This window comes from Streptomyces sp. NPDC047917 (genome assembly GCF_043204345.1).
Lineage (GTDB): Bacteria > Actinomycetota > Actinomycetes > Streptomycetales > Streptomycetaceae > Streptomyces > Streptomyces sanglieri.
Map to the genome: position 1 here is coordinate 51,635 of NZ_JBIDCA010000009.1, position 12,837 is coordinate 64,471.

At 71.9% G+C, this 12,837-nt stretch carries 11 protein-coding genes; 2 read left to right on the forward strand and 9 right to left on the reverse strand.

All coding sequences use genetic code 11. From position 1 onward, the window contains the following. Positions 1-335 precede the first annotated feature (335 nt). Positions 336-1,826: a peptide MFS transporter gene (locus ACGF8B_RS22245; protein ID WP_392741147.1), complete on the forward strand. Its 1,491-nt coding sequence runs from the start codon at positions 336-338 to the stop codon at positions 1,824-1,826. Positions 1,827-1,912: 86 nt separating this feature from the next. On the opposite strand, the gene ACGF8B_RS22250 is transcribed toward ACGF8B_RS22245, so the two are convergent. The 6 genes from ACGF8B_RS22250 to ACGF8B_RS22275 all read right to left on the reverse strand — a co-directional run bounded on the left by ACGF8B_RS22250 (position 1,913) and on the right by ACGF8B_RS22275 (position 7,591). Next, the gene (locus ACGF8B_RS22250; RefSeq protein WP_392741998.1) at positions 1,913-3,271 is read right to left on the reverse strand and encodes a hypothetical protein; all 1,359 of its coding nucleotides are present in this window, start codon (positions 3,269-3,271) and stop codon (positions 1,913-1,915) included. 38 nt (positions 3,272-3,309) lie between these two features. Continuing rightward, complete coding sequence (locus ACGF8B_RS22255; protein WP_392741149.1) at positions 3,310-4,464, reverse strand: hypothetical protein; 1,155 nt, start codon at positions 4,462-4,464, stop codon at positions 3,310-3,312. Then, positions 4,461-5,543: a hypothetical protein gene (locus ACGF8B_RS22260; RefSeq protein ID WP_392741152.1), complete on the reverse strand. Its 1,083-nt coding sequence runs from the start codon at positions 5,541-5,543 to the stop codon at positions 4,461-4,463. The genes ACGF8B_RS22255 and ACGF8B_RS22260 overlap by 4 nt, the downstream gene beginning before the upstream one ends. 85 nt (positions 5,544-5,628) lie before the next feature. Further along, positions 5,629-6,306, reverse strand: a complete 678-nt coding sequence (locus tag ACGF8B_RS22265) for a peptidase (RefSeq protein ID WP_392742001.1) — start codon at positions 6,304-6,306, stop codon at positions 5,629-5,631. Positions 6,307-6,508: 202 nt separating this feature from the next. Further along, the gene (locus ACGF8B_RS22270) at positions 6,509-7,030 is read right to left on the reverse strand and encodes an ATP-binding protein (RefSeq protein ID WP_392741154.1); all 522 of its coding nucleotides are present in this window, start codon (positions 7,028-7,030) and stop codon (positions 6,509-6,511) included. 192 nt (positions 7,031-7,222) lie between these two features. Continuing rightward, positions 7,223-7,591 carry an STAS domain-containing protein gene (locus tag ACGF8B_RS22275; RefSeq protein ID WP_384750492.1) on the reverse strand — a complete coding sequence of 123 codons (369 nt, stop codon included), beginning with the start codon at positions 7,589-7,591 and terminating at the stop codon, positions 7,223-7,225. A gap of 283 nt (positions 7,592-7,874) precedes the next feature. Here ACGF8B_RS22275 and ACGF8B_RS22280 point away from each other — a divergent pair, with 283 nt between their 5' ends. Continuing rightward, complete coding sequence (locus ACGF8B_RS22280; protein WP_392742003.1) at positions 7,875-8,888, forward strand: RNA polymerase sigma factor SigF; 1,014 nt, start codon at positions 7,875-7,877, stop codon at positions 8,886-8,888. Positions 8,889-9,019: 131 nt separating this feature from the next. Here ACGF8B_RS22280 and hutI read toward each other — a convergent pair whose 3' ends face one another. Genes hutI through ACGF8B_RS22295 form a run of 3 tightly spaced genes read right to left on the reverse strand, consistent with a single transcriptional unit; the run spans position 9,020 to position 12,809 of the window. Next, a complete protein-coding gene (gene hutI / locus ACGF8B_RS22285) occupies positions 9,020-10,192 on the reverse strand; it encodes an imidazolonepropionase (protein WP_392741157.1) in 1,173 nt (390 codons plus the stop codon). 32 nt (positions 10,193-10,224) lie between these two features. Then, a complete protein-coding gene (locus ACGF8B_RS22290) occupies positions 10,225-11,610 on the reverse strand; it encodes a formimidoylglutamate deiminase (RefSeq protein WP_392741160.1) in 1,386 nt (461 codons plus the stop codon). Continuing rightward, entirely contained in the window at positions 11,601-12,809 is a 1,209-nt protein-coding gene (locus ACGF8B_RS22295; protein ID WP_392742006.1) for an allantoate amidohydrolase, read from the reverse strand. Before ACGF8B_RS22295 ends, ACGF8B_RS22290 begins: the two co-directional genes overlap by 10 nt. Positions 12,810-12,837 lie beyond the last annotated feature (28 nt).

The following is a 12,837-nucleotide window of genomic DNA, read 5'->3' on the forward strand; positions in this document are numbered from 1 at the left end:
GTGGCGTATGGTTGCTCGACGCCTGTTGCACTACTCAAGGACCCTTGGGCAGCTTTTAGCGCCGAGGGTCTCTTTTGTGGGCCGACTGGTACCCGCCAGTCGCGAATTCAGTGAATGACCTGTGGCCGGGCCCGGAACGCGAGGATGCGCACCGGGCGTGGATCCCGACACGGTCGGTCCCCGTCTCCTCCAGCCGGCTCCTTCGCGAGCCGGGCGGTCGGGGCGAATCCCTCTCGGGCGTGAGGGGTGGGACGTGCCCGTGCCGGTGCCGGCCTCCCCCCACCGGGCGCACCACGCTCACAAGGCGTCGCGTCCCGAGCACACAAGGATCGACCATGGCGTCCAGCCTGACGAAGGACCCGGCCAGTACTTCTGGATCCGCGAAGACCTTCTTCGGCCACCCCCGCGGCCTGGCCACTCTCTTCATGACGGAGATGTGGGAGCGTTTCAGCTTCTACGGCATGCGGGCCCTGCTTCCGCTCTACCTGGTCTCCGGTTCCGGCCTGCACATGAACGCGGCCACGGCCACCGCGATCTACTCCATCTACATGGCGATGGTGTACCTGCTGGCCATGCCCGGTGGCTGGTTCGGCGACCGGGTCTGGGGGCCGCGCAAGACGGTCACCATCTCGGCCGCGATCATCATGCTGGGCCATCTGACGCTGGCGCTGCCGGGCTCGGGCACCTTCTTCGCGGGTCTGGCGCTGGTCGCGCTCGGATCCGGGCTGCTGAAGGCCAACATCTCGACGATGGTCGGCCACCTCTACAACGGCCCGGAGGACGCCCGCCGCGACGGTGGCTTCACCGTCTTCTACATGGGCATCAACCTCGGTGCCTTCGCCGCGCCGCTGATCATCGGCACCATCGGCGAGAAGGTGAACTGGCACCTCGGTTTCGCCATCGCCGCGGCCGGCATGGCGCTGGGTCTGGCCCAGTTCCTGATCGGTACGCGCCACCTCAGCGCGCGCAGCAGCGTCGTCCCGAAGCCGCTGTCGGCCGAGGAGCGCCGCACGACCCTGCGCAAGGGTCTGCTGTGGCTGGCGGCGGCCGTCGTCTTCTACGGCGTCCTCGTCGCCACCGACGTCTACACGCTGAACTGGGCGCTCGTCCCGATCACCGTCGCCGGTCTGATCATTCCGATCGCGGTGCTGGTGCGGATCAAGCGGGACCGGGACCTGTCGAAGACCGAGCAGTCGAAGATGTCCGGCTACATCTGGTTCTTCGTCGCGGCCGCCGTGTTCTGGATGATCTACGACCAGGGCGGCTCCACGCTGTCGCTCTTCGGTGAGTCCTCCACCACCAACAGCGTGTTCGGTGTGAACTTCCCGACCTCCTGGTACCAGGCGGTCAACCCGGTCTTCATCATGGCGCTGGCCCCGGTCGTCGCCTGGATATGGCTGGCGCTGAACCGGCGCGGCAAGGAGCCGAGCACGGTCGTCAAGTTCGGCTCGGGTCTCTTCCTGGTCGGTGTCTCCTTCCTCGTCTTCATGCTGCCGCTGACCATGGCGACGGACGGCGACAAGGTCAGCCCGATGTGGCTGGTGTCGATCTACTTCCTGCAGACCGTCGGTGAGCTGTGCCTCTCCCCGGTCGGCCTGTCGGTCACCACGAAGATGGCGCCCGCGAAGTACGGCAGCCAGATGATGGGGGTCTGGTTCCTCGCGGTCACCGCGGGCGACTGCACCACCAGCCTGCTGTCGCTGGCGGGTGTCGACCTGAACAAGACCGGCATGGTGGGCCTGGAGGCGGCGCTCGCGATCGTCGCCGGGTTCGCGATCTGGATGTACCGCAAGAAGGTCAGCCGGCTCATGGGCGATGTGCGCTGATGCGCTGATCGCTTCCTGCCCGTACGCAAGGGCCTCCGCACCGGTCGACGGTGCGGAGGCCCTTGCGCGTTGTCACGGGAGCCGGCTCACCTGGTGCCGCGCAGCCTCCGCCACGGGGTGAAGGTGAACACGGCGCCGCCCAGCAGGATCGCCGTGCCCGCGACCAGGCCGAGGGCACGCAGGGTGCCGTTGTCCTCGGCCCCGGTGGCGGCCAGTCCGCCCGAGGCGGTGCCACCGGCTGCCGCGGCGCCACCGGTGCCCGTGGAGCCCGAGGCGGCGGAGCCGGAGGCGCCGCCCTCCTGGGCGGTGGTGTCGAGCTCCAGCGACGGGGTCGCCGCGCCCTTGACCTTGCACGGGATGTTGATCTTCGAGGTGCCCAGCGTGACGTCGATCGTCAGGGTGCCGGGGCTGAGCGTGGACTTGCCGGACGCGCCGGGCTTGTACGTGCCGGTCATGTCGGCCAGGTCGACCGGCTTGCCCTGCTCCAGCGGTTCGGCGTTGGCCGGTCCGGTGACCTTCACCGAGCCCTTGTCCGCGCCGCCGACGGTGACGTCCATGGACGGCTTGAGCGCACCGGCCGGCAGCGCGGCCGGGCTGTCCATCACGCCCTTGGCCGTCTTGACCGTGAGGGCGTAGCTCCCGCCGCTCTTCCTGGCGTTGATCGTCACCTTGGAGGCGATGGCGGGCGGTCCCGGGGACGTACAGGTGAAGTCGACCGAGACCTCCTTGCCGGGGAAGTCGGTCTGTCCGTTGCCACCGCCGGAGCCCGAGGTGGAACCGCCGGAGTCACCGCCGCCGGACGTCGTGCCACCCGCCGTCGTGCCGGAGGTCGTGCCGCCCGCGGTGGTCCCGGAGGTCGTGCCGCCGGCGGTGGTGCCGGAAGTGGTACCGCCCGCGGTGGTCGAACCGCTCGTCGTACCGCCCGCGGTGGTGGATCCGCCGCCGTCGGTGACCTTGATGGTCACGCCCGGCTGCACGGCCTCCTTCGGGGTGCACTTGGTGTCCGTGGAGATCGGCTTGGAGACGTTGATCTTGTATGCGTCCGGCGTCAGCGTGATCTCACCGGCCTTCTCCAGCTTCAGCGTGCCCTTCATGTCGGGCAGCACCATGGCGCTGTTCTTGGGGATCGGCGGGTTCTGCCGCGGCCCTTCCATCTGCACGGTGCCGGTGGCGGCGCCGCCCAGCTTGAGCGTGCCGGTCGGCTTGACGGTGTCCTTGTCCAGGTCGAGGATGTCGGGGTTCTTGGAGGCGGCCTCGACCGTCTTCCACACCACCTCGACGGTGTCCCCGACCTTGGCCTCGGCGGGCGCGGTCAGCTGCACCTTGGTGGTGCCCTGCACGGCCGGCAGCCCCGAGATGGGCGGCGGAATGCACTCCGTCGCGTACGAGACGTCGGCGGCCTGTGCCGGACTCGCGGCCAGCAGCATGCCCGCGCCGCCGAGCATCATCGCGACTCCCGCCGCGACCGTCCTGCGATGCGTACTCACGAATGTCCCTTCGTCGTCGGTCTGTTCTCTGACGGTGCGGAATCGGGTGTGAACCACGGCAGCGCGGCCGTGGTGGAGCCCGGGCCGTCGGTGGGAACGGCCGCGGAACCTTCGGCGGGGCCCGGTGCGCGGCGCGGCTTCGGGGCCTTCACGGTCGTACCGGCCCGTCGCAGCGGGCGGCGGCGCCGGGGGCGGCCCGGGGCGCGCGAGGAGCGGGGGCGCACCTTGTCGACGACCGCCATGCCGATCCGGAACACGGCGGCCGGCACGACGAGGCACAGCAGGATCCAGAAGAGCGTGACCCCCCAGGGGCGGCCGACCCCCCAGGGCTGTTCGGCCAGCACCTTGCCGCCGTACCTGAGCGAGACCTGGTAGTCGCCGTGGGCGCCCGCCGTCAGTTCGACCGGGAGTCTGATCTGCGCCTTGCGGCCGGAGGCGATGGTGCCGCGCCACTGCTGCTCCTCCCACTGCGGGGCGAAGACGCCGTGCGCGGTGCCGACCTCGAAGACCGGGTCCTTGACGGGGGTGGAGCCGAGGTTGCCCACGGTGAGGACCAGTTGCCGGGCGGGCGGGGCGCCGAACCAGGTGAGGATCCCGCTCTCGCCCTCCAGCCGGGTGGTGGCGAGCACCGCGAGCCGGCCGTCCCCGGTCTCCTTCGGCAGCGCGGCGAGCGGGTGGCCCGCGACGACGAACACCGCGTCGGCCGCGGCCTGTTCCCCGGTGACGGTGGCGACGTGCACCACGCAGGGGCACGGCACGGGCGGTTCGGCGACCGGCATCTTCTTGCGGAAGGCGCCCTTGCCGTCGGTGGTGACGGCCCGGCCCTCGGCGTTGGCGCAGGAGTTGGTGCCGCCGATCACTCCCCGGTCCGGCGTGGACCGGCCGCAGATCAGCATCATCAGCAGCGCGTTCGGCCGCCAACCGCCGCCCTTCACGGTGATCTCACCGCCCTTGCCCGCCTGCTGCTTGGAGAGGGTGACGACGGGCTTCGCCGCCGCCCTGGTGTCCGCCGCGCCGGCCCCGGGCGCGGAGAGCATCAGCAGGGCGGGCAGCAGGGCCACGAGCAGCGCCGCGAACGGCGCGGCGAATGGCCTCGTGGCCCTCCGGTGGCTGCCGCTGCGGAGTGCTGCCGGTCCGGCCTGTCCAGTCACGATTCCGCTCCCGCCTTCGCCAAGTGCCTGCTCCCTGAGTGCTGCCGACCGCCCGGCGGCCGTACGGACCGCTCGCCGTCACCGGCGTCGTCTTCGCCGGCGCCTTCGCCATCGCCGTCGCCGCCTTCGCCATCGCCGCCGTCGCCGTCACTGCCGCGACCGGCGTCGGTTCCGCCCTGTTCCTGCCGGCGTGCTCGCCTGCGCCGGTACGCGTACGCGCCCGCGCCCGCACCGGCCAGGACCAGCAGTGCGCCGGCGGTCAGCGGCGCCCACGGGACGAAGACGGCGCGGGCCGTCGCCTCACCGTGCGCGCCGCCCTCCGCCGTGACGCGCAGCCGCACGGTCGCCGAGTCGAGCGCGGGGGCGTCCCGCCACGGCTCGGTGAGCCGGAGGCGCTGTCCGGGCCGCAGCTCCACCGGCAGGGGGCGGGCCCCGCGCCGCACCAGCGTCCCGAACACCCCGTCGGCCCGGACCGCGAGCCGCGGGGCGAGGACCGCGTTGCCCCGGTTGACCAGCGTGTAGTGGATGACCCGCCCGGACACGGTGACGTCCTCGACGGTGAGTGCGGCCAGCGTCGGCCCGCCGACCCGCAGCCGTACCGGCACGCCCACCGTGCGGTCGCCGCCGCGCACGACGATCGCGGCGGGGCGGTCACCGGGCGTCGCGCCCGCGGGCACCGTGAGAGTGAACGGCACATCGGCCCGGGTGCGGGCCGGGACGGTCACCTCGGCGGCGACGGTCCGCAGCCAGCGCCCGGCCCCGGTGGCGCCCCCGCCCCCGGGGCCGCCGCTCTTCGCGTCGTACCCGTCGGCGCCGCTCAACCGCACGGTGACCGGGGACCGCCCGGGGTTGGTGACGGAGATCCGGTCCTGGAGAACGGTGCCGGGCGGGCCCTCCAGATAGATGTACGGTCTGCCGCCCGTACCGGGACCGCTCACCGCGGGCCGCGCCGTCCACGAAGCGGCACCGGTGTGCGACGGCGTCCGCGGCGCGGCACCGGCGGCCGCCGGTGTCATGGCGAGGGCGCACAGCAGTACGGCGAGGGCGAGTCGGGCGGCGTGACCGGTCGGCGACGGCATGGGCGGCTCCCTGATGCGTGACGGCGGCGGCTGGATCGCGGGACCGGGTCGCTCCGGATCCGGCCCGGTCCGGCAGGAACGGCCCCTATCGGCCCACGGCCCCCTGCCCGCGCCTGGTCAGCCAGAGCACCCCGGCCGCACCGGTCAGCAGCACCGTGCCGCCCAGCGTGCCGAGCGCCACGGCCGAGTCGAGCGGACCGGTCTTCGGCAGCTGCCCGCCACCGCCGCCGTCGTCCGGGGCGCTCTGCCCGCCACCCGCGGCCGTCACATCGAGCTGGAGCGACGGTCCCGGCTTGTTGGCGGGGGTGCAGGTCGTGGTCGTACCGAGCGCCTTGATGGTGAGCACTCCGGCGGTGAAGTCGACCTTGCCGCTCTTCTTCGGGGTGTACGTACCCGACAGGTCACTGATCTTGATGGGGGTGTTGGCGGGTATGGCGGCGGAGTTCGGCGCGCCGGAGACCTGGACCTGGCCGGAGTCGGCGCCGCCCACCTCGATGACCGCGCTGGGGCTCATGGCGCCCTTGCCCAGTTCGACGGGGCTGGAGGAGACGCCCTTCTGGAAGGACATGGTGAGCCGGTAGCCACCACCGCTCTTGACGCTCTTGATGTCGATGGGCGACACGGCGCTCTTGTCGCCGATCGGGGTCTTGCACTTGTAGTCGACGTCCACGACCGTGGCGTGGGCGGCGGGCGCGGCCATCAGCACCACCGTGCCCGCCAGCGCGGACGCCAGCGCGAGAGCTGTTCGCTTCTGGTAGGACACCTGAGTTCCCCTCATGCCGGAAGTCGCCGCACGCCGGTTCACACCGACGCATTTTCCTGACGACACATCAGATCGGGCGCTCAAGGTACGCCCGGCGCCTTGTGGAGGGAAGACAAAGAGCGCGCCGATCCGGCGCGCTCTTGGGGGCTGTCGACAACGGGGGGACACCCGCACGGGGCGTACCCTCGGCGGTCCTGCCCGCCTATGCGGGGGCGGCCAGCTCCGCCCAGACGGTTTTCCCGGACCGGCCGGGCACCCGGAGGACGCCCCAGTCCAGGCAGAGCCGCTGCACGATGAACATTCCGTGCCCGCCGGGCCGCCCGGCCCGGTGCGGGGTGCGCGGCGCGGGCTGCCCCGCACCCGAGTCGGCGACCTCCACCCGCAGCACCTTCGCCGAGCAGGCGATGCGCATCTCCTCGGGCCCGTCGGCATGCAGGCAGGCGTTGGTGACCAGCTCGGAGACGACCAGCAGGACGTCCTCGGCGGCGGCCCGGCCGTCGGCGCTCGAAGCGGGGAGCCAGCCCCATTCGTACAGTGCCTGGCGGGCGAAGTCGCGGGCGGTCGGCACGATGCCGCTGACCCCGCGCAGCGACAGGGTGAGCCACTGCCGCTCGGCCGGCTCGGGGGAGGCCGCACCGGCACCCGCGTCCGGGTGCGCCTGAACGCCGACGTCCTCCGGCTCGCGGCCGAGGTCGCCCGGCGGATGCTGCCGGGTGGTGCTCATCAGCGCTTCACCTCACCGATTCACCGTGTCGCCATCGAACAATTACAAGTACACATACAGAGTGTGGTGGTCTCCCACGGCTCCGCCGGATGACTTCTGCCCGGCCGAATCGTGACAACACCCACTTCGTCTACGCGGATCGCGTGACACGGGCAACACGAGGGGCGCTCGGGGCCGCGAAACGCGCCGCGATCACGTGTCCAGAGCCGCTTCGAGGGAGTCGTGGACGGTGAAGACCGCCTCGGCCCCGGTGATCTCGAAGACCCTCGCCACCACCGGCAGCATCCCGGCCAAATGGACCCCTCCCCCGACCGCTTCCGCCTTCAGGCGGGCGCCGAGCAGCACATTGAGCCCGGTGGAATCACAGAATTCGAGTCCCGAGCAGTCGACCACCAGGCGTACCCGCCCCTGCTCGACCGCGTGCTCCAGGGGCTCCCGCAACAGATCCGCGGTGTGGTGATCCAGCTCACCCACCGGCGTCACGACCTCGCTGCGCCCTTCGGTCCGGACCTCGACCTGAAGTCGACCCCGGTTCGCACTGCCGACCGTCCCGCGGTCCATGCCCGTCCCTCTTCGCCGTTCGTCACTGCCTGCGTCTCTGCGTGCGCAGATTCGTATGTGCTGCCTCTGACGTTCTTGAAACAGTACGCGGTCTGTGCGCCACGCGATACCCGAAGACCTCAACAAACCGGACATATAGCGTCAATTGGCGCTTGTAACTGTCCGTCCGAACCGGGTAAGGGTAGGAGGACACCCAAAACACGGCCGGCTTCGGAGGCGCCGCTTCACCGCAGGAACACGTATGGGCATCGGCAGCCATATGCCGAGAACGATGGAGGAGACCATGTCACCCCGGCTCGACGGACCGCGTCCCCACAACGCGACGTCAGCATGTCCTCAGGGACTGACCCACTCAGACTCCCCTGCCGCGAGCGCCGAGCACGGCACCCGCAGCAGCACCGGTACCGGCACAGGTACCGCCGGCAGCACCATCAGCATCACCAGCAGTGGCACCGACCACTCCGGCGGCTTCGACCACGGGGTGAGTGACGGTCTCGAAGGACTTCCCGAGATCCCGCCCTATGACGAAGTGGGGCCGCTGGACGCGAGGGCACTGTCGAAGACGCTCTTCGAGCGGCTCGAATCCCTCGAAGAGGGCACCCACGAGTACTCGTACGTCCGCAATACGCTCGTCGAACTGAACCTGGCCCTGGTCAGGTTCGCCGCTTCCCGGTTCCGCTCCCGCAGCGAGCCGATGGAGGACATCGTCCAGGTCGGCACCATCGGCCTGATCAAGGCGATCGACCGCTTCGAGCTCAGCCGCGGCGTGGAGTTCCCGACGTTCGCGATGCCGACCATCGTCGGCGAGATAAAGCGTTTCTTCCGCGACACCAGCTGGTCCGTGCGCGTCCCGCGCCGACTCCAGGAACTCCGGCTCGACCTGGCCAAGGCGGGCGACGAGCTCGCCCAGCGACTGGACCGATCGCCCACCGTGGGCGAGCTCGCCGACCGCCTCGGCATCACCCGCGACGAGGTCGTCGAGGGCATGGCCGCGAGCAACGCGTACACCGCGAGCTCGCTGGACGCCAAGCCCGAGGAGGACGATCACGAGGGCGCGCTGGCGGACCGCATCGGCTACGAGGACCACGGACTCGAAGGCATCGAGTACGTCGAGTCCCTGAAGCCGCTGATCGCCTCGCTGCCACGTCGTGACCGCACGATCCTCTCGCTCCGGTTCGTCGCCAACATGACGCAGTCGGAGATCGGCGAGGAGCTGGGCATCTCGCAGATGCATGTGTCGAGGCTGCTCTCCCGCACCCTGGTCAAGCTGCGCAAGGGGCTGACCCTGGAGGAGTGAGCGGCCACGCCGCACGACCCGCTCGCGGGACCTCGTGAAAGGACCCGCCTCGACGTTCGAGGCGGGTCCTTCCTCATGAGCGGGATCCTTCCGCGCGTCCGACGCCCCGTCACCACCCGGTGGCCGGTGGCTCAGACGACGCGTTCGCCCCGCTGCCAGACCGCGTGGACCAGCGGGACACCCGGCCGGTAGGCGAGGTGTACGTGGCTGGGGGCGTCGAGGAGGGTCAGGTCGGCGCGGGCTCCGGGGGTGACGCGGCCGATGTCCGTACGGCGCAGGGCCGCGGCGCCGCCCGCGGTGGCGGACCAGAGGGCCTCGTCCGGCGTCATGCCCATGTCGCGTACGGCGAGGGCGATGCAGAAGGGCATGGACGACGTGAACGACGAGCCCGGGTTGCAGTCCGTGGAGAGGGCGACGGTGGCGCCCGCGTCGAGGAGGCGGCGGGCGTCCGGCCAGGTGGCGCGGGTGGAGAACTCGGCGCCGGGGAGCAGCGTGGCGACGGTGGCGCCCTGGGCCAGGGCGTCGACGTCGGCGTCGGTGAGGTGGGTGCAGTGGTCGGCGGAGGCGGCGTCGAGCTCGACGGCCAGCTGGACACCGGGGCCGTGGCCGAGCTGGTTGGCGTGGACGCGGGGGTGCAGGCCCTTCGCCGTGCCCGCGGTGAGGATCGCGCGGGCCTGGTCGCCGTCGAAGGCGCCCTTCTCGCAGAAGACGTCGATCCAACGGGCGTACGGGGCACAGGCGTCGAGCATCGGGCCGGTGACCAGGTCGACGTAGCCGGCCGGGTCGTCGGCGTAGTCCGGGGAGACGATGTGGGCGCCGAGGTAGGTGACCTCCTCGGTGTGCCGGGCGGCGATGCGCAGGGCGCGGGCCTCGTCCTCGACGGTGAGGCCGTAGCCGGACTTGGTCTCGAACGTGGTGGTGCCCTGGCGCAGCGCCTCGGCGAGATAGCGGGCGACGTTGGCGTCGAGCTGTTCGTCGGTGGCGGCGCGGGTGGCGGCGACCGTGGTCCGGATGCCGCCCGCGCTGTAGGCGCGGCCGGACATCCGGGCGTTGAACTCCTCGGTGCGGTCGCCCGCGAACACCAGGTGGGAGTGGGAGTCGACGAAGCCGGGGATCATCGCCCGGCCGCCCGCGTCGACGGCGTTGTCAGTGGCGGGTGCTTTGCTGGATTCACCGGTCCAGACGATCCGGTCGCCCTCGATGACGACGGCCGCGTCCCGGATCGTGCCCAGGGGGGAATCCGCGTGCGGGGAGGGGTCGTTGGTGACCAGACTGGCGATGTTGGTGATGGCGGTCGTCGTCATCGGGGTGCTGCTCTCCTTGCGGGGGTCCGGCGTCAGCGGTGCAGGGCGGCGATGGCCGAGGCGAGTGCCGCGGGTACGTCCTCGACGAGTGCGTGCCGTCCGTCGCGCACGATGTGCCGGCCTGCCACGACCGTGTGCCGCACATCGGCCGCGGAGGCGGCGAATACGACTGCTTCGGCAGCCAGCCGGGGCACCGGCCCCGCTGTCCTGACGGAGTCCAGGGCGACGGTCGCCAGGTCCGCGGGGGCACCTGGTTCGATGACGCCCGCCTCCGGCCGGCCGAGCGCCGCGTGTCCGTCGACGGTGGCGGCCCGCAGCAGGGCGGCCGCCGTCCAGTGACCGCGCGCCCGGGTGCGCAGGCGCTCGTCGAGCTCCATCGCGCGGGCCTCCTCGAAGAGGTCGATCACGGCGTGGCTGTCGCTGCCGAGGGAGAGCGGCGAGCCGGCCCGCTGGAGGGCGACGGCGGGGCCGATCCCGTCGGCCAGGTCGCGTTCGGTGGTGGGGCACATGCAGGTGCCGGTCGCCGAGGAGCCGAGCAGTGCGATGTCCTCGGCGGTGAGGTGGGTGTTGTGGATGCCAGTGGTGCGCGGGCCGAGGACGCCGTGGTCGGCGAGGAGCCGGGTGGGGGTGCAGCCGTGGGCGGCGAGGCAGGCGTCGTTCTCCGCGGTCTGCTCGGAGAGGTGGACGTGGAGCGGGGCCTGCCGCTCCTCGGCCCAGGCGGCCACGGTGGCGAGCTGCGCGGCGGGTACGGCGCGCACGGAGTGGACGGCCGCGCCGATCAGGGCGTGGTCGGAGTCCTTGAGGAGGGAGGCGCGTTCGGCCCAGGCGTCCGCGGTGGTGTCGGAGAAGCGCAGCTGGTGCCGGTCGGGCTGCTGGTACTGGGTGGGGCGCTTGCCGAATCCGGCGGAGAGGTAGGCGGTGTCCAGCAGCGTGATCCGGATCCCGGCCTCGCCCGCCGCCGCGATCAGGGCCTCGCCCATCGCGTTCGGGTTGCTGTACGGGGTGCCGCCCGGCGCGTGGTGCAGATAGTGGAATTCGCCGACCGCGGTGATGCCGGCCAGCGCCATTTCGGCATACACGGCGCGGGCGAGTTCGTAGTACGAGTCGGGGGTGAGCCGGGCGGCGACCTGGTACATGGTCTCGCGCCAGGTCCAGAAGGTGCCGGAGCCCACCTGGACGGTGGAGCGCAGGGCGCGGTGGAAGGCGTGCGAGTGGGTGTTGGCCAGCCCGGGGACGGTGAGCCCGCGCAGTACGGTGGCGCCCGGCGGCGGGGTGGTGACACCGGTGCGCACGCCCGCGATCAGCCCGCCGGAGACGTCCAGGGCGACGCCCGGCTCGACATGGGTGCCGAGCCAGGCGTGGGACAACCAGTACGTCACGGTGGCGGCCCTGCCCGCCGGTTCCGTTGTCAGCTGCACGCGAGACCTTCCAGTACGTCGGCGAGTGCGACCACCCCGGCCACGCAGTCGTCCTCGGCCGCGTGTTCGGCCGGCGAGTGCGAGACCCCGGTGGGGTTCCGTACGAACAGCATGGCGGTCGGTACCGAAGCGGACAAAATACCCGCGTCGTGTCCGGCACCGGTCCCGAGGACGGGCACGGTCCGGCCGGCGTCGCCCCGGCCCGCGAGGATCTTGCCGAGCTCGTCGCGCAGGGCGTGCTCGAACTCCACGACGGGGGTGAAGGACTCCCGTACGACGTCGAGGTCGATCCCGGCCCGCTCGGCGTGTTCCCGGGCGGCCCGCTCGATGCCGGTGACCACGGCGTCCAGGCGGTCCTGGTCGGCGGCGCGGGAGTCGAGCCAGCCCCGTACGAGGGAGGGGATGGCGTTGACCCCGTTGGGCTCGACGGCGATCTTGCCAAAGGTGGCGAGGGCGCCGGCGAGTTCCGCCTCGCGGCGGGCGGCGAGCACGGTCTCGGCGTAGGTGAGCATCGGGTCGCGCCGGTCGGCCAGCCGGGTGGTGCCCGCGTGGTTGGCCTCGCCCCGGAAGTCGAACCGCCAGCGGCCGTGCGGCCAGATCGCCGAGGCGATGCCGACCGGGTCGCCGCTGAGGTCGAGAGCGCGCCCCTGCTCGACGTGGAGCTCGACGAACGCGCCGATGCGGGCGAGCCGTTCGGGATCCGGGCCGATGGTGTCGGGGTCGTACCCGGCCGCCTCCATGGCCTGCGGCAGCGTGATCCCGTCGGCGTCGCGGAGCCGGTGCGCCGCTTCGACGGTCAGCTGTCCGGCGGCGAGCCGGGAGCCGACACAGGCGAGCCCGAAGCGGGCCCCCTCCTCGTCGCCGAAGTTGCCGATGGCCAGCGGTCGGGTGAACTCCACTCCCCTGCGGCGGAGTTCGTCGAGCGCGGCGAAGGAGGAGACCACGCCGAGCGGCCCGTCGAAGGCGCCGCCGTCCGGTACGGAGTCGAGATGGGATCCGGTGACGACGGCGTCCCCGGCCAGGGGATCGCCGAGCCAGGCCCACTGGTTGCCGTTGCGGTCGACCTCGTGGGCGAGCCCGCGCGCCTCGGCCTGCGTCCGGAACCAGGCGCGGCAGTCGACGTCGGCGCCGGTCCAGGCGTAGCGCCGGTAGCCCCCGCTGCCCCGGTGCCGGCCGATGGGCAGGAGCTCGCGCCACATGGACAGGAACGAGGACGAGCCGCCGGGG